26 protein-coding genes and 1 tRNA gene are annotated in these 23501 nt (G+C 64.4%); 11 read left to right on the top strand and 16 right to left on the bottom strand.

Annotated features, from left to right (window positions below):
• Positions 1-63: 63 nt before the first annotated feature.
• Positions 64-783: a VIT1/CCC1 transporter family protein gene (locus AC1MFI_RS13340; protein WP_479817474.1), complete on the top strand. Its 720-nt coding sequence runs from the start codon at positions 64-66 to the stop codon at positions 781-783.
• A gap of 49 nt (positions 784-832) precedes the next feature.
• On the opposite strand, the gene AC1MFI_RS13345 is transcribed toward AC1MFI_RS13340, so the two are convergent.
• The 10 genes from AC1MFI_RS13345 to AC1MFI_RS13390 all read right to left on the bottom strand — a co-directional run bounded on the left by AC1MFI_RS13345 (position 833) and on the right by AC1MFI_RS13390 (position 10300).
• Positions 833-1744 (bottom strand): hypothetical protein, encoded by a 912-nt coding sequence (locus AC1MFI_RS13345; RefSeq protein WP_479817475.1) that lies wholly within the window; start codon positions 1742-1744, stop codon positions 833-835.
• A 17-nt stretch (positions 1745-1761) separates the two neighbouring features.
• Positions 1762-1953 (bottom strand): hypothetical protein, encoded by a 192-nt coding sequence (locus AC1MFI_RS13350; RefSeq protein ID WP_479817476.1) that lies wholly within the window; start codon positions 1951-1953, stop codon positions 1762-1764.
• Positions 1954-1998: 45 nt separating this feature from the next.
• Positions 1999-2571, bottom strand: a complete 573-nt coding sequence (locus AC1MFI_RS13355; RefSeq protein ID WP_479817477.1) for a DUF1003 domain-containing protein — start codon at positions 2569-2571, stop codon at positions 1999-2001.
• A gap of 199 nt (positions 2572-2770) precedes the next feature.
• A complete protein-coding gene (locus AC1MFI_RS13360; RefSeq protein ID WP_479817478.1) occupies positions 2771-4321 on the bottom strand; it encodes a DUF4389 domain-containing protein in 1551 nt (516 codons plus the stop codon).
• Positions 4322-4814: 493 nt separating this feature from the next.
• Positions 4815-5948, bottom strand: a complete 1134-nt coding sequence (locus AC1MFI_RS13365) for a lycopene cyclase family protein (protein ID WP_479817479.1) — start codon at positions 5946-5948, stop codon at positions 4815-4817.
• 98 nt (positions 5949-6046) lie between these two features.
• Positions 6047-6502 carry a universal stress protein gene (locus tag AC1MFI_RS13370; protein ID WP_479817481.1) on the bottom strand — a complete coding sequence of 152 codons (456 nt, stop codon included), beginning with the start codon at positions 6500-6502 and terminating at the stop codon, positions 6047-6049.
• Between the two features lie 771 nt (positions 6503-7273).
• Entirely contained in the window at positions 7274-7723 is a 450-nt protein-coding gene (locus AC1MFI_RS13375) for a universal stress protein (RefSeq protein WP_479817482.1), read from the bottom strand.
• Positions 7724-8052: 329 nt separating this feature from the next.
• Positions 8053-9309 carry a formamidase gene (fmdA, locus tag AC1MFI_RS13380; protein ID WP_479817483.1) on the bottom strand — a complete coding sequence of 419 codons (1257 nt, stop codon included), beginning with the start codon at positions 9307-9309 and terminating at the stop codon, positions 8053-8055.
• Between the two features lie 34 nt (positions 9310-9343).
• Positions 9344-9631 carry an FmdB family zinc ribbon protein gene (locus AC1MFI_RS13385; RefSeq protein WP_479817484.1) on the bottom strand — a complete coding sequence of 96 codons (288 nt, stop codon included), beginning with the start codon at positions 9629-9631 and terminating at the stop codon, positions 9344-9346.
• 30 nt (positions 9632-9661) lie between these two features.
• Positions 9662-10300: an AmiS/UreI family transporter gene (locus tag AC1MFI_RS13390; protein WP_479817486.1), complete on the bottom strand. Its 639-nt coding sequence runs from the start codon at positions 10298-10300 to the stop codon at positions 9662-9664.
• Positions 10301-10616: 316 nt separating this feature from the next.
• Here AC1MFI_RS13390 and AC1MFI_RS13395 point away from each other — a divergent pair, with 316 nt between their 5' ends.
• Complete coding sequence (locus tag AC1MFI_RS13395; protein ID WP_479817487.1) at positions 10617-11087, top strand: Hsp20/alpha crystallin family protein; 471 nt, start codon at positions 10617-10619, stop codon at positions 11085-11087.
• A gap of 40 nt (positions 11088-11127) precedes the next feature.
• Here AC1MFI_RS13395 and AC1MFI_RS13400 read toward each other — a convergent pair whose 3' ends face one another.
• Positions 11128-11559: a succinate dehydrogenase hydrophobic membrane anchor subunit gene (locus AC1MFI_RS13400; RefSeq protein ID WP_479817489.1), complete on the bottom strand. Its 432-nt coding sequence runs from the start codon at positions 11557-11559 to the stop codon at positions 11128-11130.
• 10 nt (positions 11560-11569) lie between these two features.
• The gene (locus AC1MFI_RS13405; RefSeq protein ID WP_479817490.1) at positions 11570-12619 is read right to left on the bottom strand and encodes a TerC family protein; all 1050 of its coding nucleotides are present in this window, start codon (positions 12617-12619) and stop codon (positions 11570-11572) included.
• Between the two features lie 329 nt (positions 12620-12948).
• Between AC1MFI_RS13405 and AC1MFI_RS13410 the strand changes: the two genes are divergently transcribed.
• Complete coding sequence (locus AC1MFI_RS13410; protein WP_479817491.1) at positions 12949-13932, top strand: 1-phosphofructokinase family hexose kinase; 984 nt, start codon at positions 12949-12951, stop codon at positions 13930-13932.
• On the opposite strand, the gene AC1MFI_RS13415 is transcribed toward AC1MFI_RS13410, so the two are convergent.
• Complete coding sequence (locus AC1MFI_RS13415; protein ID WP_479817492.1) at positions 13929-14894, bottom strand: alpha/beta hydrolase; 966 nt, start codon at positions 14892-14894, stop codon at positions 13929-13931. The two genes, AC1MFI_RS13410 and AC1MFI_RS13415, sit on opposite strands and share 4 nt — an antisense overlap.
• 195 nt (positions 14895-15089) lie before the next feature.
• Here AC1MFI_RS13415 and AC1MFI_RS13420 point away from each other — a divergent pair, with 195 nt between their 5' ends.
• From AC1MFI_RS13420 to AC1MFI_RS13430, 3 genes are all read left to right on the top strand, one after another.
• Complete coding sequence (locus AC1MFI_RS13420; protein WP_479817493.1) at positions 15090-16109, top strand: HAAS signaling domain-containing protein; 1020 nt, start codon at positions 15090-15092, stop codon at positions 16107-16109.
• A 118-nt stretch (positions 16110-16227) separates the two neighbouring features.
• A complete protein-coding gene (locus AC1MFI_RS13425; RefSeq protein WP_479817494.1) occupies positions 16228-16722 on the top strand; it encodes a universal stress protein in 495 nt (164 codons plus the stop codon).
• Entirely contained in the window at positions 16719-17579 is an 861-nt protein-coding gene (locus AC1MFI_RS13430; RefSeq protein ID WP_479817495.1) for a universal stress protein, read from the top strand. Before AC1MFI_RS13425 ends, AC1MFI_RS13430 begins: the two co-directional genes overlap by 4 nt.
• A gap of 158 nt (positions 17580-17737) precedes the next feature.
• Here AC1MFI_RS13430 and AC1MFI_RS13435 read toward each other — a convergent pair whose 3' ends face one another.
• Complete coding sequence (locus AC1MFI_RS13435) at positions 17738-18235, bottom strand: CPBP family intramembrane glutamic endopeptidase (RefSeq protein WP_479817496.1); 498 nt, start codon at positions 18233-18235, stop codon at positions 17738-17740.
• 203 nt (positions 18236-18438) lie between these two features.
• On the opposite strand from AC1MFI_RS13435, the gene AC1MFI_RS13440 reads away from it, so the two are divergent.
• The 5 genes from AC1MFI_RS13440 (at position 18439) to AC1MFI_RS13460 (ending at position 21858) form a co-directional block, all read left to right on the top strand.
• Positions 18439-18515 (top strand) — tRNA-Met (locus tag AC1MFI_RS13440).
• Positions 18516-18697: 182 nt separating this feature from the next.
• Positions 18698-19249 (top strand): P-loop nucleotide/nucleoside kinase family protein, encoded by a 552-nt coding sequence (locus AC1MFI_RS13445; protein ID WP_479817497.1) that lies wholly within the window; start codon positions 18698-18700, stop codon positions 19247-19249.
• Between the two features lie 103 nt (positions 19250-19352).
• Positions 19353-19853, top strand: a complete 501-nt coding sequence (locus AC1MFI_RS13450) for a DinB family protein (RefSeq protein WP_479817499.1) — start codon at positions 19353-19355, stop codon at positions 19851-19853.
• Between the two features lie 97 nt (positions 19854-19950).
• Positions 19951-20874 carry an aminoglycoside phosphotransferase family protein gene (locus tag AC1MFI_RS13455; protein WP_479817500.1) on the top strand — a complete coding sequence of 308 codons (924 nt, stop codon included), beginning with the start codon at positions 19951-19953 and terminating at the stop codon, positions 20872-20874.
• A gap of 12 nt (positions 20875-20886) precedes the next feature.
• Positions 20887-21858: a GNAT family N-acetyltransferase gene (locus AC1MFI_RS13460; RefSeq protein WP_479817501.1), complete on the top strand. Its 972-nt coding sequence runs from the start codon at positions 20887-20889 to the stop codon at positions 21856-21858.
• Between the two features lie 132 nt (positions 21859-21990).
• Here AC1MFI_RS13460 and AC1MFI_RS13465 read toward each other — a convergent pair whose 3' ends face one another.
• Positions 21991-22530, bottom strand: coding sequence for a GNAT family N-acetyltransferase (locus tag AC1MFI_RS13465; RefSeq protein WP_479817502.1), 540 nt, complete (start codon positions 22528-22530; stop codon positions 21991-21993).
• A 159-nt stretch (positions 22531-22689) separates the two neighbouring features.
• The gene (locus AC1MFI_RS13470) at positions 22690-23337 is read right to left on the bottom strand and encodes a LysE family translocator (RefSeq protein ID WP_479817504.1); all 648 of its coding nucleotides are present in this window, start codon (positions 23335-23337) and stop codon (positions 22690-22692) included.
• Positions 23338-23501: the final 164 nt, after the last annotated feature.

Genomic DNA, 23501 nt, shown 5'->3' on the forward strand with positions numbered 1-23501 from the left:
GCGCTCGCGTGGGATCCGGCCGCCAGTCGCCCCCGCCCGGACAGGGAGTGCTTTACTGCTGTCATGACGCATATCTCAGGCCACGACGCCGAGCCGCATGACGGCAGCGTCACGGCACGTTTGAACTGGTTGCGTGCAGCCGTGCTCGGCGCCAACGATGGAATCGTCTCGACCGCTGCCACGGTGGTGGGCGTCGCCGGGGTGACGAACGCCCTGGCGCCCATCCTGGTTGCGGGCACGGCCGCCGTGGTCGGTGGTTCTGTGTCCATGGCGCTCGGTGAGTACGTGTCGGTCAGCAGCCAGAAGGACAGCCAGGAGGCACTGATCGAGAAGGAGCGCCAGGAACTGCGCGATGACCCCGAGGGGGAACTGATCGAGCTCGCCGGGTTGTACGAGCAGAAGGGCCTCGCTCCGGAGACGGCCCGCCGGGTCGCGGCCGAACTGACAGGACACGACGCCCTTGCCGCTCACCTGTCGGCGGAACTGAACATCGACGAACTCGAGGTGGTGAACCCGTGGCACGCGGCGTTCGCGTCGGCGGCGTCCTTCGCGGCCGGCGCCGTCCTGCCATTACTGGCGATCCTCCTGCTGCCGGCAGACCTCCGTATCCCTCTCACCTTCGTGGCGGTCCTCATCGCGTTGGCCATCACCGGAACCATCAGTGCCCACGTCGGTGGTAGCTCACGACGACGGGCGACGGCGCGGCTCGTGATCGGCGGGGCGCTCGCAATGGCTTTCACCTTCCTGGTGGGAACTCTCCTGGGAACCACGGGCATCGCCTGACCGTGGGCCACGCGGGACCGGGTACGTCCGTTTCCGGCCCATCACAGGCTCACGCCGTTGAGGTAGCCAGCGTGCTCGCAACCAGGGGCACGACCGCTTCCGGGTCGCGGCGGAGCGGTACATCGAGTGCGGCCCGGAGAAACCAGCGAACCTCCAGGAGGGGCGACTTCACCGTCGGGGCAGGAACAGCGGGCACAGCGAGAGTGAAGGGTATGTCCGGATCGCTGGATGCGGTCAGGGGTATGCGAACCTCACTCACCACCGTGTCCTCGACGAGGAATTCCCCGGCGTAGCGCTCCTGCTGCGGGCGTTGACCGGCCCAGAACATCACTTCCTCCTGCATGACGACGCTGAGGGTCAGGGCGCGTGCCCTGGCTTCGCTCACCCGTGCGACGCCGGAGAGCTCCACCCCCGGATACAGCGAGTGCGTCGATAGCTGCGCCAGTTGCAGAGACTGCTCGAAGTGCTCACCTCGGTCCGCGTCAGCCTTCGACCCGGCACCGCCTGCGATATCACCGGCAGTACCACCGCGGTGGACGGTCAGCGGGTGGTGGCGTACGACGTCCTCATGTCCCTCGATGGACACCCGCACACGCACGGACCAGGTGGAGACGATGAGCTTCCCATGAATCGTGGGTATTGCATCGGCGGGCACCATCAGCTGACTCGTCTCGTAGCAGGACTCTCCTTCACGCAAGGTGGTATCGGTCCCCACCTGGGCGCTTCCGATGTCCCGCGAAGTGCGCTCGGCCGCACGGAAGGTGCCGCCATACAGGTTCCCGTGGGTCTGCGTGAGGCTCAGCGAGTGTACGAGCGTGAACTGCACAGCCGTGACCCGTACCCGCCGGGCCGCACGGATCTCGACGCTCACAGGAGTGCTGTGGCCCAGGGTTGCGGTGCCCTCCGTGCCACGCAGCAGGAGGGAGACATCCAGGAGGTGGTGCGAGTCGGTGAGTGACATGGGAGGGCCTTCCTGCGTCAGTGAGGGTGTGACGATGATCGGCTGATCATTCGGATGATTCTCCTGATCGCGGTGACCACGAGAATGCTGAGGCCTACCTTGTACAGCACGGCGCTGTCGATCACTGCCCCGCCGATGTCCCGCGCCAGCACGGGCAACTCGCGGGTCATCGCCCTGACGTCGCCCGGCTGATGGATCAAAGGAATCATGAAGCAACCTTCCCAGCTACGGGTCTGCAGGACATGGGTCTTAAGTCACGAGCTGGGCTGGTCGCGGTCACGCGGCGGGGAGGTGGAAACGTCCCGGCCACTCACTCCGCGGCCACTCGCGGTGCCCCTGCTGATTCTGTCGAGGTACCCCGTGCGCTCGCGGCATCGGACGTGTCCCGGCCTGTCCGCCCCGCGCGACGGTGCTTCGGAGGTGGCGCGGATGTCCTGGAGGAGTGCTTGCACGTCGAGGATGATGGCGAGGTGCTGCTGGCTGAGCTGGATCAGCAGGTCGATCTCCTGTTTCGCTGCGGTGTCGGTCTCGAAGTCGTGTCGTGCCATGGCTGCGTTGATTGCGTCCTGCCGTTTCGCGGCGATGAGCAGAATTGCTCCTTGGAGCCCCGCGAGCATGGACAGGACCAGGTTGAGCAGGATGTAGGGGTACGGGTCCCACGAGTCATCGTGCAGGACGATCGTGTTGATCAGCGCCCACAGCACCATCAGTGAGATGAAGACGGCGATGAATGGCCAGCTACCCATCCCGTTGCGCACGAGGTCCGCAGCCCGCTGCCCGATCGTCAGGTTCTGGAGATGTTCGGCGTGCCAGTTCTCGTGCTTCATCGACGGCCTCCTTGCACGAACGCTCGCTCTTCTCGCGGCACGACCCGCACAGTGTTCTTCGTACCCACGCTCATTCCGGTCCTTCCTCCTCACTCAGGACGGGTAGACGACCTGCCGGCCCAGCTCAACCGGCCTGGCGGACACCGCTCCAGAGCCGTAAGCCCCGTCGGCGGCAGTCCGGTGAGCTCGCGGGTCCACGCTAGTAACCGTGGCCGGTCGGTGCGGGCGGTCTGGCGTCCGTTGTCCCTTCTTCCTCCGTGTCCGGCGTCCAGGGCGCTGGCTCGTCCGGTCCCTGGTCCAGTCGGAACGGCGGGTACTCGTCGCGCAGCAGGAACACGTAGGTCAGCACCCGATAGGTCCAGCGGTAGATGCCCATCACGAAACCGAACAGCGGCATGGGATACCGCGCCGCGAACAGCAGCGCGAATCCTGCAACGAGGACCAGCAGGCTCAGCAGCGACGGCCCGGATGCTCGAATGGTTTCACCCGGCCCGGTGCCGGTCCCGGTGGCTATGGTCCAGGACCAGGCGCCGGTCAGGCCCGCGATGATGAGCAGGTGCGGTAGGGCCAGCAGCCACCACTTGACGAGGACCAGGCCGCGGTGCAGGCGTGGAGGGTACGGAACGTGGAAGTCGGCCGGATAGTCGCTGACGGGAGCCAGGGTGAAGGGAGGGTAACGGTCCGTTCCGAGTGCCGAGGCGTAGAACTGCACCCGCCAGGTCCAGCGGACGACGCCCACCGTGAAAGTGAAGAGAGGTGCCGGGTAGCGGCCGGTGAACAGGATGACGAATCCCGCGGCCACCGTGCATACCCAGCAGGCTACCCACAGCAGGCCGAGCACCACGGCATGGGGAATGACAAGGAACCATTTCACTAGCCACAGCCACCGCGACATCCGGGGTTGCAGGTAGCCCGTGAGCTGAGCTGGGTAGGGCAGCACGTCCCGCGTGGGGTCAGCGGAATCGGTGCGATGCCGCCTGCTCTCGAGCCTACGATCCTGTTCCCGCATGCTGGTCGTGGACGGGTCCAACCCCTTGCCGAGCCCGACCGCCCCGGCGAGCACGAGGGGAACCCCGACCACCAGGAAGAGCGCCCCGGTGAGGAGCAGGGCCATCCCGATCGGGGCGAACAGGCTCGACCGGAAGCCGGCCTGCAGGTCCACCGTCCCGCCCGGGCTGCCATCGGCGTTCATCACCACCACCGCCCAACTTCCGGCTCGCAGGTCCGCGGTGATCTCCTGCGTTCCCGTTCCGGAGGCCGACGCCGTCCAGAAGGTCTGCTCGGCCGGCGGGCCTGGAGCAGCGGATCCCGGTACCTCGCGATAGTCTGCGCGGAACGGGTCGATTCGGACGTCGATCAGTTCCGTATGGGCCACGGACGACAGGTAGGTGTCCACATCAGCTTGACGGGCGATACCGATGAAGACGGCCTGGCCCGCCGGGATACCCGTCGCCTTCAACTGCAGCGTCGCGATCCCTGCGGGAAGATCCACGGGTACTTCCGCGCTGCGCAGGTTTTCGAGCCGGGCAGAGGTCAGCGCGTACGTGTCGTACTCGAAACGCTCGGTAGAGGTGCTGAGGAAGTTGCCATCACGCTGCAGGCCGGCCAGGGCGGCCACGGCGGCACCGCCGATTCCCACACCGACCGAGATCGTGACGAGTAGGGCGCCGATGAGAACCATGATGAGCGCACCTGCCGGCATGCGGGCAGTTCCCTGTGCGGGCGAGGTGCTGATAGAACGTGAGCTCATGGCATGCCGTCCTTTCGTTGTCTGGTGCTAGGGGAATCGGTGCAAGCAGACGCGCTGCTGGATGCGGCACCACGGGCCCCGGCGACGGGACCTGGCGGTCGTTGTATCCCCACCTTGTCCTCGCGGCAGCAGCTGGACTAGGGCTGAAAGGCCCCCTCCACCAATCATCGACACCATCGGCTGTCGGAAGCGGCAGCCCCGATCCCGGTCGTCAAGGTCCGCGCCGGGCCACCGAAGTGCCGGGTCATCGAAGGGATGTCGGGTATGTCGGCACTGGCCTCCCTGCAGCAGAGGCCTTCCATGCCCTGTGGGGCCGGCACCCGGTGAATGGGCGGCGATGGTCGCTCCTCTATCCGTCCCTTGGTGCTGTGCCGGTGCAGATGGCGCTTCTTGCCGTGGCAGGCCGTCCTGGCTGCGGCCGGACGGCCCGGAGATACGTGGTCGGCAGTTGCGGGAGTGCTCCTGGCCGCACGCCATCTCCCCACGCCGATCGCTACAGCCAGAGTCGGGGATCGAGGAGCATCCGGACCGGCATGGAACGGAGCAGTTCCCGCTCCTGGAGGGGGGTGGTGCGTTCGTCGAGGAAATCAAGGACGAGATCCGCGTCGTGTGACCTGAAGGCGGCCTGCATGAACTGCACGGCCGATTCGGGGTGATGCTTCCACATGTTCAGCACAGGCTTGTCGTACCAGCCGAATCGGAGCGGCGGGCGGGGAACCGTCGGTACGCCGGCCACGGCGAGTGACCGAGCAATCTGCTCCGACTGCTGGAGGATGCGGGTGAAGCCGTACCCGGTGGTGGCTTTGACCGCTCCTGATGCAGTTCCGGTGTACACGTGGCGGCCGCGGGAGGACTGCTGCGGGAGGCCCAGCGGAATGGTGCCCCGCTGAACCGCCACGGTGGAGAAGTCCGCCACTTTCCAGATGCTGCGGAGATACGCCTGTGTTGCTGCTTCGAAGGACCAGTCCGACGTCCGTTCCCGGCCCTGCGTGATCCGGGTGACTTCGACGAAGGCCTCCCGCGTCGAGAGGGGAAGGACGCAGTGGAAGTGGATCGGGTGGTGGTCGCCGTTCCGGAAATCGATGAAGGTGGCAGCCGAGGGGTCGAAGGTCTCCTGCGGCGTGCGCACCCTCCGTATCTCGCCTGACATCAGTAATGGCGCATCGACGCCCTTCGGAGGGGAGGTGCTGTCGAAACAGTACGCTGCGTCGAACCGCCGGCCGTCGGAAAGCGTCACCACCACCTTGTCCTCTTCGGTCCGGATGAGTGCGACATGAGCGTCAAGACGGGTGATGTGTGGGTTGGCGTCGATGGTTTCGTCGAATGTTGCGAAGATCCGCTGGGACGAGGTGAGGCACAAGGTGTGGCGTTCGAGTGGCAGGACGCGCTGACCGGCCTCTGTATCGACCACGAGTTTCCTGTACGTGGCTGCCGGCGCGAGGGACAACGGCCGCTCACCGGTGTGCCAGTAGATGATCTCCCGATGCCGATATGCGGGAGCGTGATCCACGATCAGGATGTTCGTTCCGGCAAGATCGGCCTCCTTGCTCAGGAAATAGGCCAGACTCCGCCCTGCAAGGCCGCCCCCTGCGATGATGACGTCGAACTCCACCACTGGTTGAATCACTGGTCGCTACGCATTTCCACAGTCGATGCCTCATCGGTTCATTGAGCACAATGGGAACGCCTGCCGCCAGGCGCTACGGGACCAGGTTGTCAGAACAATCAGGCGTCCCTGTCCTTCTGGTGGGCTGCCTCGCGAACCACGAGGACGGGACACTGCGCGTGGGATACGCAGGCACTGCTGACGGAACCAAGGAGAAGCCCGCGGAAGATCCCACGGCCTCGTCGGCCGACGATGAGCAGGGCGGCGTCCTCGGAAGCCTTGACGAGAGCTTTTGCCGGATGGTTGAACACCACGGTGTCCTTGAGACCGGCAGGCCTGTCCTCTCCGTATGCGGCGGCGAGAGCCTTGTCCAGGTGATCACGTGCGGCTTCGGAGAACTCGCTGCTGCCGAGTGGCATGAATCCCGGGTCCGCCGCGGGATAGTCCCATGCGGTGACCGCGAGAATCGTCGCGGCGAAGACGGGCGCGAGCTTCTGGGCGTACCGCAGAGCTTCGACGGATTGATCGGATCCATCGACTCCGACAACAATCGTCGGTGAAGGTGCTGTGCTCACGGCGTTTCTCCTTCTGAGGTTGCACTGTTCAGGGACCTTGCTCCCTGAACAGTGCGGCTCACCGCGCTTCCCTCCTAGGGGCTTTCGTCCCGATTCGAGGGACCCGGACTGGGAGGACGGACAGCGGACCGACCGGATCGGCAGGAGAAACGTACTCGCTCACGACCGACGATCAGCTTCAACCGGCTGTGTTCGCAGTACCTGCAGCAAGGAGGGTGACCGCGGCGATCAAGGCTACGATGCCTGGCGAAGGAAAAGGTAGTGCCGCCCTCCAAGGATTCCTGGGGGTGGCGCTATCCGGGATCACCTGTAGGAGTGAGGGGATGCCTCCTGCGGTACTCCTGCAGGTGAAGGGCAAGCTTGCGCTCTGCCTCCCGCCGTCGCTCGCCTTGCCTCCTGAGGTCGGCAGCGGTTGCTCGGAGAGCAGGGTGCTGCTGGTGTTCTCCCGCCGCCGAGGAGTTGATGCTGCTCGGAGGAACACCGGGCACGTGTGTCGTTTCTGGTTGCTCTCTGCTCACTGGACTGTCTCCGATCATGTCCGAAGTCCTCGGTGCTTGCATGCAGGCTTCGAGTGCGCTCTGCACCGCTCGCTCAACGGTCTTTTCCTCGAGGTCTGCCACCTCAGTGTCCTTCGTGGCGCAGCCGTCCTGACAGGGTCTTTCGTCACCATTGCGCCGCCTGCGACAACCCAGCAACGAGACCGCCGCGGATGCCCGAAGACCGGCGACGCGGTCTGACGGCGACACCAGGTGATGGGCGATCACGCGAGGATCAAGCGCCTGCGTCTTCGGCTGCCTGCGGAACGACAAGGACCGGGCAATGGGCATGCGCGACGCAGCCCGCGCTGACAGAACCCAGGAGCAGTCCGCGAAACGTGCCGTGCCCTCTCCGCCCGACGATCAGCAGGACTGCATCCTGTGACGCCTTGACGAGGGCTTTGGCGGGGTGGGCGAAAACCACTGTGCGCTCGAGGGCTGCCGGAGTGTCGTCTCCATACGCGGCAGCGAGGGCCTTGTCGAGATGGATCCTCGCGGCATCGGCGAACTCGCTCGTGCCAAGAGGCACGTAGTCGGGATAGTCGGCCGGATAGTCCCATGCTGCAAGCGCGAGAATCGTCGCGTTGAACACGGGCGCCAGCTTCCGGGCGTACAGCAGTGCCTCGATGGACTGCTCGGAGCCATCGACTCCTACAACGATCCGTGACGTGGAGGGGGCGCTCATGAGTTTTCTCCTTCGTGACGTGCGGGACCAGGATGACGGTCTTGCTCCCTGAAGGCTGACTCCCAGCGGCGCTCCACGGTAGGGCCTTTCGTCCTTCCTCAACGAGGGAACCGGCAGCGAGGGATCGGCAGCCCGGTTCAGGATCGTGTCAGGGGCGGAGCGGTCGTCGCCGGGCCCGGCTCCATGAAGACATCTCTCCCACAGGGATGGAGCGACTGCATCCGACATCGCTGCGAAGGGGGTCTCCTGGAGCACGGCCCGCGACTGTCCACCGACAAGCGTCCGCGGACGATGGCGCTGCTTCCTGGTCCGCGGGATCCAAAGATGCCTTATCGGTTGCTGGCGCGTGGCACCCCGATCCCGGCGTCGACCTTCTGCGGCCCGGCAGCGGACGGTCGTACATCGATATCGAAGACAGCCGTGGGGAGATAGACCGTGGAACAGGAGTTCGGGATGTCCACCACGCCGGAGAGACGGCCTTCGATGGGAACGGCTCCGAGAATGACATATGCCTGCTCGGGGCTGTAGCCGAATTTGGTCAGGTAGTCGATGGCGTGCAGGCAGGCACGCTGGTAGGAGAGGTGCGAGTCGAGGTAGCGCTGTTCACCGTCCAGCGTGACGGACGTGCCGGAGAATGCCAGCCACTGGCTGAACTGCGGATCCACGGTACCAGGCATGAAGATGGCATTCTCGCTCACGCCGTAGCTGTCCATGCCGCCCTTGATCAGATCGACCCTCAGATCGATGAAGCCGCCCATCTCGATGGCGCCGCAGAAGGTGATCTCTCCGTCTCCCTGTGAGAAGTGCAGGTCGCCCAGCGAGAGGTTGGCTCCGTCCACGAACACGGGGTAGAAGATGCGGGTGCCCTTGGACAGGTTCTTGATGTCCTGGTTTCCGCCGTTCTCACGCGGTGGCGCGGTCCGGGCCGCCTCGCCGGCTACCCGGTCGAATTCCGACTGCGGAAGGTGTCCGAGAACCGCGTGTCCCGCCTCCGGTGGAAGCGCAAGAGGGGGAACCCGGTTGGGGTTGGTGGCTATCAGGTCGCCTTCGCGCTTGTTCCACTTCGCGAGCAGCTGGGCGGATGGGGCTGTTCCCATCAGGCCGGGATGGATCAGGCCCGCGAAGGAGACGCCAGGGACGTGCCGGGAGGTCGCGACCTGACCGGTGAAGTCCCAGATCGCCTTGTAGGCGTCCGGGAACTGCTCGGTGAGGAAGCCGCCGCCGTTGCTGCGCGCAAAGATGCCGGTGTAGCCCCAGCCCTGACCGGCCAAGGGGCCCGAGTCCTCCTGCGGGATCGGTCCGACGTCCAGGATGTCGACGATCAGCAAGTCGCCTGGCTTAGCTCCCTCGACGGCGAAGGGTCCACTGAGTTTGTGGACGGTCAGCAGTGGTGCGTTGAGGATGTCCTCGGCGGAATCGTCATTGACGATTGCACCGTCGAACCATTCGCGGCAATCCACTCGGAACGAATCGCCGGGTTTCACGGTCGCGACCGGCGGAATATCGGGGTGCCACCGGTTGTGACCGATCCTCTCCTGATCCTCGAACTTCTTGCTGGAGTCCAGTGCGAATATCTTTGCGGGCATGTTCTCTCCTTAAAAGGGTGCCGCTTCCAGGTGTTCAGGGTCGCGGCAGTTTCCGATGTAACGGGTTCGACGAATGTTGCTGGACTCGCCGCGGAGAGCCCGGGATGTGTGTATCCACGACGTCGGGTTCGGACGCACTGCGACGCGTGGAATCGATCAGCCGGAAGGCCGCGGTGTTCGCGATGGACAGATGCGGCGCACTGATGACCCTGCGGGAAGATGTTCCGCAGGCGGGGCAGGGCGATTCGTCCGGCGCCTCCCCGATGGGGTGGACTGCCTCGAACGGAGGATCATCGGGGCACCTGTACTCGTATATGGCCATGGATGTCAGCTCTCTGGTTCGTCGGCGAGGTCATGTGGTGGCGGAGACATGCGCGGCCGTACCGGGCTGGGCGCTGCTGCGCATCGCCTTCCGGCCGAGGAAGAAGGCGGCTGCCAGGGCGACGGCGGCAAGGACCGCGACCAGGGCCGCGTTGGCCGTGTTGGTCTCGAATCGGCCCAGAAGGAGGAGGAAAGCCGGGATGGTGCCGGTCAGGTGGCTGATGAAGACCGTGAACCATCCCGTCATGGTGGTCAGTGTCGTCCGGTTGAGGCCCAGCAGGAGGAAGAACAGGAACCAGAGCACAGCCCATACGAACCAGATCACGCCGAAGACCGGGTCACCCACGAGGGTGAACTGCAGCACTCCGATCACTACCGCACAGGCGGCGACGAAGAGGGAGAACCATCCGAGTCCCTCACCGCTGATACCCGTGATCTGCAGGATGCCGACGTAGAGGTAGGTGAAACCGAAGAGGTAGAGTCCGGCCGCTGCGAAGATGACCGAAGCATCGCCATCGGCCTGCAGGATGATGAGCGTGGGGAACACCACCTGCATGACTCCCACGAAGAAGTTCAGGATCGCTGCCGACTTTCCCGGAATGATTCCCAGCAGCATCAGTCCGTTGATGAACAGAACAGCACCTACGTAGAGCAAACCCACACTGCCCATTTCAGCTCCACTGCCGATCGAAGATATGCGCCATTGTCGAGTTCCCGCGTCCTGCCCGAGCGGCAGGGCGCCTTGCCGATCCCGAACCCCTGATCGTGTTGTCCACCAGAGGGTAGACCTCGCCGCCGGCCTCGTGCAGGGACTTTAGGCCTGCTTTCTCTGATCCGGACAGCGGCGCGTCTTCGTGCGGTCCGCCAACAGGCCGCGTGGCAGGATCAGGGTCTTTCGTCCCTGTCCGTCCTGGCCGCACGGGTATCTACTCGAATGACACCGACCCCGCTGGGTCTTCTGCCCCCTATTGATTGGAGAACCCGTCATGTCCGATGTGCTGCGATGGTCGCCGTTCGCGTCCGGCCGGAGGAACTCGCCATTCACCACCACCATGAGGTCCCCGCTCGACCTGCTGGAATCTGTGGAGCGCCTCTTCGATTCCTCGCCCGGACCGGCTGCCATCCGCGTCGAGGAATTCGTGGATGGGAAGGAGTTGGTGGTTCGTGCAGAACTGCCCGGCGTCGATCCCGACAAGGACATCGATGTGAGCATCGACAATGCATTCCTGCGGATTCGCGCCGAGCGCCAGGAGAAGGAGGAGCACAAGGACAAGGGACGATTCCGGTCCGAGTTCCGCTACGGTTCCTTCGAGCGCGACATCGCGCTCCCCGAAGGAGTGAAGGAGGACGAGATCAAGGCGACGTACACCGACGGAGTGCTGGAGGTCCGGACACCTCTTCCGGATGGCACCCCGAAGCCCGAGGCACCGAAGAAGCTTCCGATCGCCCGCGGTTGAGACGGGCGGAGACGCAGCCCCTTCTGACCTGGATTCCTGGTCAGCGTTCCGCACAGAATTGCGGGAGCGACTCCATGCTCGCGGTTGCGGGGCAGGGGTCGAACGTGAAGATCACGAGCGAGCCCAGCATGACGATCACCGCGGAACAGGTCACCAGGATGCTCTTGAGCCACAACCGCGCCGAGGCGGTCCCGGCATAGTCGTCGATGATGACCCGTAGCCCGTTCGTCCCGTGGAGCATCGCCAACCACAGCATGATCAGGTCGAACCACTGCCAGAAGGGATGCGCCCACTTGCCTGCGACAAAGGCGAAGTCGATGCCCTGGATACCGTCCCCCAGCACGAGGTTCACGAACAGGTGGGTGAGGATCAGCACCAGGAGCAGCGCGCCGGACCACCGCATGAACAGCCAGGTCGCCAGCTCGAAATTGCTCGAGACTCCCGTTCGTCGGGGCGGATCGACGCGCTGCACGGCTCTCCCGCTACCGGTCGCCCAGGCGATCCGGACCCCCGGGGGTGCTGACGCGCTTCCGGCCCCATACCGGCTGGAGCGCTTTCATCTCCTCAGCGTCCGCGATACGGAAGGGCGGCACTGCCGGCGACGGCGGTTCGTGGCGCTCCTGACCCCGGGTCGCCCTCAGGCTTGCGACGACGGACACGGTGAGGATGCTGGTGATGACGGCGAGGGAGACCGTGGTCGGGATGTAGCAGATGTCGATCTTCAGGGCCATCTTGATACCAACCCAGATCAGGATGATCGCCAGCCCGACCTTCAGGTACACGAAGCGGTGGATGAGGTCGGCCAGCAGGAAGTACATGGCTCGCAGACCGAGGATGGCGAAGGCGTTCGCGGTGAAGACGAGGAACACCTCGTCGGTGACGGCGAAGATCGCCGGGATGGAGTCGACGGCGAAGACGATGTCGGTGACTTCCACCAGGACGACGACGGCGAGCAGGGGAGTGGCGAGCAGGACCCCGTTCTTCCGGACGAGGAACCGTTGGCCGTGGAAGGCATCCGTCATGGGGACGTACCGGCGGAACAGCTTGAGGGTCCGGGATTTCTCGGGGTCGATGTGCTCGTCGCGGTGCCGGAGCATCCGGATTCCGGTGACCAGGAGGAAGGCCGCGAAGAGGTAGAGAATCCAGCCGGCGCTGGCGATGATCGCGGCACCGGCAGCGATGAAGATCCCCCGGAACACGAGCGCTCCGAGCACCCCGAAGAACAGCACTCTGTGCTGGTACTCGCGGGGTACTGCGAAGAACGCGAAGATGATGGCCCACACGAAGACGTTGTCCACGGCGAGGGACTTCTCGATGAGATAGCCGGCGAAGTACTGCTGCCCGAACTCGGCGCCCCAGAACCGCCACACGATGACACCGAAGGCGATTCCGAAGAAGACCCACACAGCCGACCACGCAGCGGCCTCGCGGACGCTGATCACGTGGGCTTTGCGATGCGCGACAAGATCCACGATCAACATGAGAACGATGAAACCGATGACAGCGAACCAGACACAGAGGGGAACGTTCATGGACTACCTACTTCCAGTCAGTTGCTCAACCAACTGGAGGTCTCTCCCGGCTCGCATCGGAGCCTGCCCACCGGGTAGCACTGGGGCTGCCGTAGTGACGATGGGCTGGATAGGGGATACTCCCCTCCGTGCAAAATAGTGAAGCAGATACTGGTTCATCCCGCAATGGTGCGAGCGAACAGTTCACCTTCCCATCCCGCACGGGTGTCCTCGGAAGAGGTGCCGACCCCCGAACGGGTGCCTGCGCTCCCGGTAGTGGAACGCAGGAAAGCCGCGGAGGTAACCGGGATGGGACGGAAGGTCCTGGCGGTGAAGCGGAGAGGGCTCCTGTGCTGAGGCGTACAGGAGCCTCACAGCCGATTCCCGCCACGCTGATTCTCACTCTCACCGTGAACCCGGCGTTGGATGTCAGCACCTCGACGGAGCATGTCGTCAGCGCTCATAAACTGCGCTGTAGCGTAAGTCGCCTCGACCCGGGAGGTGGCGGCGTGAATGTGTCCAGGGTCGTCCAGCGTCTCGGCGGACAGACCCTCGCGGTGCACACTGCAGGTGGTGCCACGGGGGAGGCTTATCGGCGGCTCATCGTAGCCGAGCACGTTCCCAGTTTGGTTGTACCGATCGAGGGCAGTACCCGCCAGGCCTTCACCGTCGATGAGACGACCACCCAGAAGCAGTTCCGATTCGTGCTCGAGGGTCCACAGCTCAGCGAGGCGGAGTGGCGCGCCTGCCTGTCCGCGCTTGCCGCATCGATCCCACCAGCGGGATTCGTGGTCGCCAGCGGCAGCCTGCCACCGGGGGTGCCGGAGGATTTCTATGCGCGGGTCTCCCGCACGGTGCAGGAGGGAGGCGCCCATTGCGTCGTGGACACGTCCGGAGTGGCACTGACCCAGGCACTGGCTGAGGGAGTCTTTCTGGTCAAACCCAGCAGGCGCGAACTGGGGGAGCATTTCGACACGGTGCTCGACAGCACGCAGAGCCAGGTGGATGCGGCTTCCGCGCTGGTCGCGGACGGATCCGCGGAATACGTCGCGCTGACCCTCGGTGACGCAGGAGCGGTGCTTGCCTCGAAGTCAGGCGTGCTCCGCTTGCCGGTACCGACGGTGCAGGTGCTCAGCACCGTCGGCGCCGGTGACAGCTTCCTCGCTGGATTCGTGCTCCGACTCGCGCAGGGGCGTCCTGCTGAGGCGGCTTTCCGTACCGCCGTCGCCGCCGGAAGCGCGGCCGTGATGACGCCCGCCACTGAACTGTGCCACCGTGACGACGTCGAACGACTCGAGGCCGACGTCCCGGCCGCGGTGCGAGGGCCTGGTTAGTCCCGATGGTTGAGGTACCCGCCGAGCCAGCTCTCGATGTGACGGTAAGCGGTCTTCCTCACCGGCGCGGGGGAGAGGAAGATGTCATGAACGGCCTTGGATATCCGCAGGACTGTGACGTTCCGTCCGAGGGAAAGTGCACGGTGCGCCACGACGTCCACGTTCAGGGCCACGTCGGCTTCGTTGGCTGTTTCTGCCCAGCGGGGCTGAAGGTAGTCCCGCGTCGAAAGCATGGTCAACACCGGAACGTCGATGCTGAAACCGGCATCGACCGCGTCCTGTGCCTGGAAGACGGCGTTCAGGAAGGCGCTGGTGACGGGGAACCCGCGGTACGGGCGCCAACTCTTGTCATAGGTCCACTGCCCGCCGAACTCCGAGGACAATGACCGCGAGTAGATGCCCTTGTCCTGAAGTGGCAGGGGAGCCAGCGGATGGCGCCGGGCCTGCAGCTGGACCAGCGGGGAAATGGCATGGCGACCCAGCTCGGCGCCCTGGAATTCGAGCCAGGGGCTGTTCAGGATCAGCACGTCCGCCACGCCGGGATGGCGGTGTACCCACCAGCTCAGGATCAGCCCGCCCGTGGAGTGTCCCAGCAGGATCAGGGGCCGTTCCGGGGTGCGATCCATGGCAGTCAGGGCAGCGGCGAGGTCCGTGTCGTAGTTGCGAAGGTCGGTGACGAAGCCGGGGGTGTCCCCGGGACGAAGGCTTCGGCCGTAGTTGTGCAGGTCCAGAGCGTAGAACCGCGCGCCGTTCCCGTGCCAGAAGTGCGCCAGTTTCTGTTGGAAGAAGTAGTCGGACCAGCCATGGACGTACAGCACATCCGCATCCAGGGCCACGGGGTCGGGATCGGGTACCGTCGCGGCGGTGTACCGGACGAGGGTTGCCACCGCGTCACCGGGCAGGGGTAGTTCGAGCTGTTCGAATCCCTCACCGAGGACATCCTGCTTCCATGACCGGTCCACGACCCGATTATTCAACACGTTCCTGCCGGAAGAGGTGCGTGGATCCTGTTCAGCCGCAGCAATTCCCACCACTCTGGTGCCGAACGACCCTCCCCGCAGCGCTCAGCACGGGCCACGATGAAGCATCACGCCCAAGGAGCGCTGCCCGCCTCGCCCCACCGCTTTCCCCCATTGCCTTCTCGAAGGGTATAGACCATGCCGACGCTGACCGATCGCTATGTATGGGCTGCACTACGGACCGTCCCGGAGTCCCAGCGCCACGATGTCGAACGCGAGATCCGCCATCGGATCGAGGAAGCCATCCGTGCCCGTGCGGACTCCGGCGACCGGGACGATACCGCGGAAACGGCAGCCCTGACGCAGCTGGGTGACCCTGAGCGGATTGCTGCAGCCTACACGGGCCGGCACCTCACGCTGATCGGCCCGCGCTACTACCTGGACTGGCTGCGGCTGCTCAAGACCGTCACCGCGATCGCGGTTCCCGTCGTCGCAGCGGTGGTCCTCGTCACAGGGCTCCTGGCCACGGGCGACGTCGGAGGTTCCATCGGCAGCGCAGTTTCGACGGCGATCCAGGTGGCACTGCAGATCGCCTTCTGGATCACGCTCCTGTTCGTCGTCCTCGAGCGAAGCCCTGGTGCCGGTACATGGCCATCGTGGTCTCCGGAGCACCTGCCACAGGTGCCCGGCAGGTCCCGGCACGCTCGGCTCGCCGAACTCGTGGCGTCCCTCGTGTTCCTCGCGCTCTTTGCGGGAGTGATCATCTGGCAGCAGGCGTCGTCGGTCGTCCGGACTGCCGACGGACATCCCATCCCTCTCCTGGAGCCTGCCCTGTGGTCATTCTGGATTCCCTGGTTCCTCGGGTTGATCATCGCCGAATGCATCTTCGCAGGATGGATCTATGCGAGAGGGTGGTCGTGGGCGACCGCGATCGTCAACCTCTGCCTGAACATCGCCTTCACCGCGCCGGCAGTACTCCTGTTGTCCGAGGGAAGACTGCTGAACGGGGCATTCTTCGAGGCGATACGTCTGGGCTCGGATGTTGCCAGGGGAGAGGGCTGGATGGTGGGCGTCATCGCGCCCCTCGTCATCATCGCCGCCTGGGACGTCGTCGACGGCTTCCTCAAAGCCTGGCGGGCGATCGGCCCACGACCGGCGGACCACGGCGGGCCGGGCCCGTCCATGGCCGGACGGACCCCAGGCTACGGCGCGAGATAGGACAGTTCGCGTTCTGAACACCGCATGACGGGGCCTTTCGGCCCTATTGGCAGACGCGGGCCACCGCGACGATGCATGGACACGAGTTCACCGGAGACCCGAGGAGCAGGACGCGAGCATGGACACGACCCCTTCACCCCGCAAGCCCCGCGTCATCGTCGTCGGCGTCGACGGCTCGGCGCAATCCATCGCCGCACTCGAGCTCGCGGCCCACCTCGTTCCCCTTGCCGGCGACGTCATCAGGGCGGTCACCGTGTGGCAGTACTCCGTGGGCTTCGGTGCCTACATACCCACTGAGTGGAATCCCGACGAGTTGGCCGAGGCGGCCCTTGACCGGGCGTTGTTCGACGCGTTCAAGGACGAACCGCCATGTCCGGTCGAGCGCCTGGTCCTGAAGGGTACGCCAGCGCAGGTACTCATCGACGAGAGCCGGGAGGCGTCGATGGTCGTCGTCGGTTCCCGGGGGCACGGCGGCTTCGTGGGTCTGTTGCTCGGCTCCGTCAGTTCCGCCGTCGCCGAACGCTCGGCATGCCCGGTGCTCATCGCACACGGCACCCTCCAGCTGCCCGAGGGCGAGCCCTCCGTCACACAGCCCGTCACCGTTCCGGCATGACCCCCGGCCCTGGTGGCATCGGAGACTCCGTCCAGCGCAAGCCCGTGTTCGCCGGGTACGACGGCTCGGACGATGCGAAGCAGGCGGTTCTGTGGGCTGCCCGCTATGCCGCAGCGGCACAGCTGCCGCTCGTCGTCGTCCACTGCTGGATATGGCCCTACTTCACGGAGAAGCTGGGCCGCGTCACGGGAATCGAGGACAGTGGGCTGCGCCGGCAAGCCCAGAAGATCCTGGCAGAAGGACACGACATCGCCGTCCGATCCGAGGATGGCCTCGACGTACGTGAACGACTCGTTGTCGGGCTTCCCTCCGGTAGCCTCACCGCCCTGTCCGAAGAAGCTTCCCTTTTGGTCACCGGGACCCGCGGCCTCGGTGGCTTCGCGGGGTTGCTGATCGGGTCGGTGAGCTTCCACCTCGCCTCCAGCGCTTCGTGCCCCATCATCGTCGTTCGTGATGCCCGGCCCGTCCACGACACCGTTCTGGTCGCCGTGGACGGATCGCCGGAGAGCGGAAGAGCCGTAGCGGTGGCGGCCGACCTCGCGACAACGCTGCGAAAGTCGCTGCGGCTCCTGCACGTCCGGCCGCACAGCAGACACGCTTCTGCCGGCCCAGCAGTCGAGGACGGGGACGAGATCCTGCAGCGAGCCTCCGCACTGCTCTCCGAGTACCCCGGCCTCGCCGTGACTCACGACCTCGTCGTCGCGCCGTCCATCCCGGGAGTCATCGTGGAGCGGGCCCAGAACGCCGCCGTCGTCGTCATGGGCGCCAAGGGCAAGAACACCCTGGGGGTACGGCTCGGGTCAACGGTCCATGCCGTCCTGCACCACGCCCGAGGCAACGTCGTCGTCGTCCGGTGAGGCGGCACCTGTCCGGGGACCACGCACACCAGCCCGTCTGGTGCACGCATCGATCGGTCGCGGCCCGGTTCGGGCGGACGAAGATCGGATCTCGTCGCAAGTGCCTCATCCAGGATGGCCGGTGTGAAAGGCCCGAGACGCGCCGCTCACAAGCGCCGTCATGACCGGATTGCCCCGTCTCTGCTCGAGTCCGCGTAGGAGGATCCGGTGGAGGGCAGTGACATTTCCGGGCTGGTGCCGTGCAGGCGAAGCATCTCCACCAGGTGCGCGGCGTAGCCTGCGCTGATGACGGTGGTCGCGGCGAGCTTCAGCCAATCGGACTGCGGATCCGCGACGGTCACGCTGCCGCTGATGTTCAGCGGCACGTGGAACACGATGAGGGGAATGATCGTGCCGGTGACCGCGAGGAGCAGCGCGAGGACGATGCCAAGCATCACGCCGAAACCGATCTGGATGATCTGCTCGGCACCGGAGTAGCCCCTGGCCAGGTTCACGACATGGCCGATCCCGAAGGTCACGCCGGAGATCACGACCGCGTAGGTCAGGGAACGCCGCTCCAAGGTCCCTCGGAACACGAAGCCGCGGAAGATCAACTCCTCCAAGAATCCGACGCACGCCATCAGGACGATGATCAGCAGCACGGTGGGGATCTTCACCGCTGAGCGTGTTCGCGATCGCGTGGGCTTGGACTCGGATGGTTTTGGAGGGGTAGCGGATTCACGCGCACGCCCGTCACGGTGCCGGGAGTCGGTCGGCGGGGTCTTATCGAAGTCGGGTTCGGCCGCGGTGAGGGCGGGGAATACTTTCGCGGTCCCTGATTGGTGTCTTCCTCGTGTAGTGCGTAAGGTTGTGCATGCGCCGCGGGGTGGAGCAGTTCGGTAGCTCGCTGGGCTCATAACCCAGAGGTCACAGGTTCAAATCCTGTCCCCGCAACCACAGGGCACCTACTCACGATCATGGTGAGTAGGTGCCTGAATTGCATCAAGCCGGGTTTGAAGTGGCACACGATGAGTGTTCGGTGGAGGATCGGCTAGCGGACGTGCAGGGTTGTTTGGGCTGGCCTAGACACTGGGCGAGCTCCCGGCTATGCAGACCCCATAAGTATCGGTGGATTGCAATTGAGCGTCGTTGCCTTCACTGGACTTCCGGGTACAGGTAAATCAATCCTCGCAGAGGGTTTGGCTTCATCCTCAGGTAGACCGGTGTTCTCTGGCGATTGGCTGATGGGTGCGTTGAAGCCAGCGCGCGAGGCGCTGATTCAACTGGACCGTGAGTCCTACTTACGGATGCACTACGGCCTGCTGGAAACGTTGATGACCCGTCAACTGATGTTCCGACAAGCGGCCATCGTCGATGCTGTAGTCAGCGACGCGGTCCTCGAAGGGTGGCAGGAAATCGTGAGCGGCTACGGAGCAAAGCTCTACGTGATCGAGTGCATTTGTTCAGACGCTGGTGAACATCGGCGACGGGTAGAGAGTCGTGTGCGAGGCATCCCCGGCTGGCACGAGATTGATTGGGACCACGTAGAACGGATGCGAGCGGACCTCGAGCCTTTGGAGACAGCCCGGCTAACACTCGACGCCATGGATCCGATCGATCTGAACCTAAATCGCACCCAAGGGTACCTTTCGAGGTCACTAGGGACTACGGGCGCAGGTATCGCCCGCTGAAGGATCGGCGTGTGGACTCTTGTTCAGGCCGTTCCGTAGCTCTTGGTTGGTGGGGTTGGGCGTGCCTATGCCGTGGCTCGATCCCCTTGACTAGGTTGGGCAGATGGACAACGACACCCGAACTGACCCGCCGACCGCGGCCGGAGAACGGGAAACCCTGACCGGCTTCCTGGATTACTTCCGAGCCATTGTAGTGATGAAGGCCAGTGGCCTCAGCGATGCCGACGGCGCTAGGCGGCTCGTGCCCTCGCTGACAACGGTGTCAGGTTTGGTGCAACACCTGACTGACGTTGAGCAGTTCTGGTTCCAGGACCGCCTTGACGGCCGGCACGATGTTCCCAGCCGATGGTCCGCCGAGGATCCCGACGGGGAGTTCCGGGTGGGCGAAGAGGACAGCCTGGCGGGCATCATCGAGGACTACGAGGCTGCCTGCCGCCAGTCCCGTGAAGTGCTGCAGCGGCATGAATTGGACGACCGCTGCCGCGGTGGAGATGGCGGACAGAGTGTGCGGTGGGTTCTGGTGCACATGATCGAAGAAACGGGCCGGCATTGCGGGCACCTGGACATCCTGCGCGAGCTGCTGGACGGATCCACCGGAGATTAGGCAAGGAATCTCCCAGCCCGCCTCAGCTCGGACACGTCGGCAGCGTGAGCGCACGAGGACCGGCTTGCGGGCAGGAGTGCGCAGTAGTGTCGGTGGTATGGCGATGCACGAAGACCAGCTCGACATCATTGCCGTGACTGTGCAGCAGCTGATTCTGGAGCAGTTTCCGCAGTGGAGCTGCGAGGTCGTAGAGCCGGTGAAGACTTGTGGAACAGTGAATGCGATTTACCGGATTGGGCCTTCTAAAACCGCGCGGCTTTCCTTTCGCCCCGCCGATCCGGTCCTTTTGGCCGCCGACCTGCGGCGGGAAGCGTCGGCTATGCGCGAGATGCTGGCGGTGTGTCCGGTTCCTACCCCCGTGCCGATCGCCTTCGGTCGCCCAAGTCGTGAGTACCCATTGCCGTGGTCGGTCCAGTCGTGGCTGCCCGGAGACGTGGCGACGCCGGAAGGGGCCGCTTGTTCCAGAGAGTTCGCGGAGGATATGGCCGGCCTCGTCGGTGCATGTCGTTCCGCTCCTACTCGAGGGCGTCAGTTCGCGGGCTCTGGGCGCGGAGGGCAGCTGCCGGACTCGGATGCGTGGATAGGAACCTGTTTCCGGGAAAGTACGGACATCCTCAACGTGCCTGAACTCGAAAAGTTTTGGGCACGATTCCGGGTTCTGCCCCGGACCCAAGCGGATGTCATGGCTCATGGGGACCTCATCCCGGCGAACCTTCTCATACAGGACGGACGTCTCACGGGCGTACTGGATACCGGCGGTTTCGCACCTGCCGACCCCGCTCTCGATCTTGTCGCCGTCTGGCATCTATTCGACGTTGAGGCGCGGTCGGTCTTCCGTCACGCGCTCGGTACCACCCTCACTGAGTGGCAACGCGGTGCTGCATGGGCTTTCCAACAGGCCATGGGCCTGGTCTGGTACTACCAGACGTCCAATCCTGGAATGGCTCAGCTTGGCCGCAGCACACTCGAACGCATCATCAATGATGATGAGCTTGCGAGCACTCTTCCCTTTGTTCGGTAGAACGATGCATAGGTGGATCAACGCGATGGAAATATCAAGGGTGTGGTTCGGCGCGGTTGCGATGGAAGGTTAGAGCTCATAGATATCAGAGTGAGAACACCGCAGGTTGACGAGCTCGATCGGATTCTTCGTGTGCTGAATGAGTGGCAGGATGACAGCGGACCACTGCATCTGCATCCCGGTGATCTGGGTTGGTACTCGCTCCGTGGAGCCACAGCCACTGCCGCTGCAACGCGGGTGTGGTCGCGCGGTGACACTGCTTTGGCGATCGCGCTGATCGACGGCCCCCAGCTGCTGCGGTTCGCGATAGACCCGGCGCTGCACGAGGACGAAACGCTCGCCCGTCGCATCGCCACGGATGTTGGTGAGCCGATCAAAGGTGTCCTCGATGCAGGAAGCGCGACCATTGAGGCGCGCGGCGCATCGGCTCTTTCTGAGCAACTCGCGATCGCGGGATGGTTACCCGACGAGCCATGGACGCCATTACGGCGTGATTTGGCAGAGCCGGTCCCGGATTTGCAAGGGCTCGTCGACGTTGCAGGCGTCCGCGTCGAAACTGTTGAACCAGGTTGCACCGATGAGTGGGTAGCTGTTCATTGGTCCGCTTTTCGCGGAACACCGATGCCAGACGAACGGCTTCGTAGCTTCGTGGCCGGATGGCGGGCAGCCGCTGAAGGCCCATTTCTCGACTCCGGGCACATCCTGTCGCTCTACAACGACGGCAATGTAGTGGCCGTCGCCGCGGTGTGGTCGGCTGGGGCAGGGCGTCCCGGTCTCATCGAACCGATGGGTGTACATCAGGACCACCGCGGTCACGGATACGGCACGCTGATGACGCGCGCTGCCGCCACTGCGCTTCGCGAAATGGGTTCATCGAGCGCCACTGTCTGTGCAGAGAGTTCTAATGTCGGTGCGTTATCCACCTATCTGTCGGCCGGATTCTTGGCCTACCCCGAGGTCACCGACTGGCGCCGTAATTCGTGACGCCTCGGCAAAGCCCGCGTCGTAGCACTGGACCATCGCTGAGGAGATTTGCGGGACTAAGCTTCCGGGGAGCTGGGTCCGCCGTCAGAAGCCGGGCGGGGCGCGGCGTCGTATGGCAAGTGGTCTTAGTCCTCAACGGCCAGGCGTTATCTGCCGGTGGGCAGACAGGACCGCTACCCGCTGGCCGTTCTCCACTGTCTCCCCAACCCGGGTGTAGTCGAGGCTCGCCAGGAGAGCCAACGAGGACGTGTTCTCGGTATCGACGGTCGCGAACACCACCGGAAGTCGCAGATCGTCGAACCCGTAGCGGGTGACCAGCGCGGCCACTGTCCTGCCGTACCCTCGGCGCCAATGAAAGCGGTCGATGACGTACACGAGTTCCCACCCGTCGATGTCATCCCGCGGTGACGGTTTGAGCTCGGCGTGCCCAATGATCGAACCATCGACAGTAACTGCCCGGACGGCGAACTTGTTCGTCGGGTAAACACGGGAAAAGACGCGCTGAAACAACTCCCGGTCAGCGGCCTCGCTCTGCATCCCGTCACCTACGTAACGGACCACCTCCGGGTCCTGGAACAACGCGACGAAAGATTCTTCGTCCTCCTTCGTGTACGGGCGCAGCTCGATGAGACCGCTACGCAGAACGGGGGACGGAGATCCGTTAGTGCTCACGCCAGCAAGTCTGCCTGACATCCCATCCACTCAGCACCGTAAAGCAGCATCAGACCTCTCAGCGCGCGATGAGGGATCTCCACCCGGGACACTTTGGGACCGATTTTCCGCAGCTGTCCTAGGTAGGGATGGGTCTGTAGCCCGCTAAAGGAGGGGGATCTAGCTGGTGGTCGCGGGGGTTGGTGCGTTGAACGCGAGTTTCACGCCGATCGCTCCGAGGAGAGTGCCAGTCACGTATTTCTGCCAGCGGATCCAGCGGGGTTTGCGTTGCAGGAAGACCGCGACGGATCCTGCGGCGAGGATGACTGCCCCGTTCACGGCGACCCCGACAGCGATCTGAATGGCGCCGAGCTGGAACCCTTGGAGCACGATGTTCCCGGCCGCCGGGTCAATGAACTGGGGGATGATCGCCAGGTACAGGATCGCCACTTTGGGGTTGAGCAGATTCGTAATGAGGCCCATGCGGAAGAGTTTGCCGAAGGAATCGCGTGGCAACTCACTTGGTGCAAAGAGCGACTTCCCTCTTGGCCGGAGTGTCTGGTAGGCGAGCCACATCAAGTAGAGGGCGCCGATGACTTTCAGGCCGATGAACAGCCAGGGGACGATGAGGAAGATCGCGGCGAGTCCGAGATTGGCCATCGTCATGTAGACAACAAACCCGAGAGCGGTGCCGCTGAGGGACATCATGCCGGCCCGCCATCCCTGGCTGATGCTGCGCGATACCAGGTAGATCATGTTGGGCCCTGGTGTCAGAGCCATCCCTAGCTCGATGAGGGCGATACCGAGCGCAGCGGTCAGTGAGATCAAGGAATGGGCCTTCGTGACGGGAGGAGGTAAGCATCTCCCTTGATGCGCAAGCTTTCAACTGCTGATTGTGCCACAGCTCATATGATCCAGATCATGCTGGTTCCACAGCAGACCCCCTCCCGGCAAGCGTTGCGTTAAGGAGGTCCGCGCGGGTGCCGAGTAGG

Source organism: Arthrobacter sp. BC5 (genome assembly GCF_056680255.1).

Coding starts and splice junctions, on each gene's coding strand:
- AC1MFI_RS13340 (WP_479817474.1), top strand. CDS start 64: ATGACGCATATCTCAGGCCACGACGCCGAGCCGCATGACGGCAGCGTC.
- AC1MFI_RS13345 (WP_479817475.1), bottom strand. CDS start 1,744: ATGTCACTCACCGACTCGCACCACCTCCTGGATGTCTCCCTCCTGCTG.
- AC1MFI_RS13350 (WP_479817476.1), bottom strand. CDS start 1,953: ATGATTCCTTTGATCCATCAGCCGGGCGACGTCAGGGCGATGACCCGC.
- AC1MFI_RS13355 (WP_479817477.1), bottom strand. CDS start 2,571: ATGAAGCACGAGAACTGGCACGCCGAACATCTCCAGAACCTGACGATC.
- AC1MFI_RS13360 (WP_479817478.1), bottom strand. CDS start 4,321: ATGAGCTCACGTTCTATCAGCACCTCGCCCGCACAGGGAACTGCCCGC.
- AC1MFI_RS13375 (WP_479817482.1), bottom strand. CDS start 7,723: ATGAGCGCCCCCTCCACGTCACGGATCGTTGTAGGAGTCGATGGCTCC.
- fmdA (WP_479817483.1), bottom strand. CDS start 9,309: ATGCCCGCAAAGATATTCGCACTGGACTCCAGCAAGAAGTTCGAGGAT.
- AC1MFI_RS13385 (WP_479817484.1), bottom strand. CDS start 9,631: ATGGCCATATACGAGTACAGGTGCCCCGATGATCCTCCGTTCGAGGCA.
- AC1MFI_RS13390 (WP_479817486.1), bottom strand. CDS start 10,300: ATGGGCAGTGTGGGTTTGCTCTACGTAGGTGCTGTTCTGTTCATCAAC.
- AC1MFI_RS13395 (WP_479817487.1), top strand. CDS start 10,617: ATGTCCGATGTGCTGCGATGGTCGCCGTTCGCGTCCGGCCGGAGGAAC.
- AC1MFI_RS13405 (WP_479817490.1), bottom strand. CDS start 12,619: ATGAACGTTCCCCTCTGTGTCTGGTTCGCTGTCATCGGTTTCATCGTT.
- AC1MFI_RS13420 (WP_479817493.1), top strand. CDS start 15,090: ATGCCGACGCTGACCGATCGCTATGTATGGGCTGCACTACGGACCGTC.
- AC1MFI_RS13425 (WP_479817494.1), top strand. CDS start 16,228: ATGGACACGACCCCTTCACCCCGCAAGCCCCGCGTCATCGTCGTCGGC.
- AC1MFI_RS13430 (WP_479817495.1), top strand. CDS start 16,719: ATGACCCCCGGCCCTGGTGGCATCGGAGACTCCGTCCAGCGCAAGCCC.
- AC1MFI_RS13450 (WP_479817499.1), top strand. CDS start 19,353: ATGGACAACGACACCCGAACTGACCCGCCGACCGCGGCCGGAGAACGG.
- AC1MFI_RS13455 (WP_479817500.1), top strand. CDS start 19,951: ATGGCGATGCACGAAGACCAGCTCGACATCATTGCCGTGACTGTGCAG.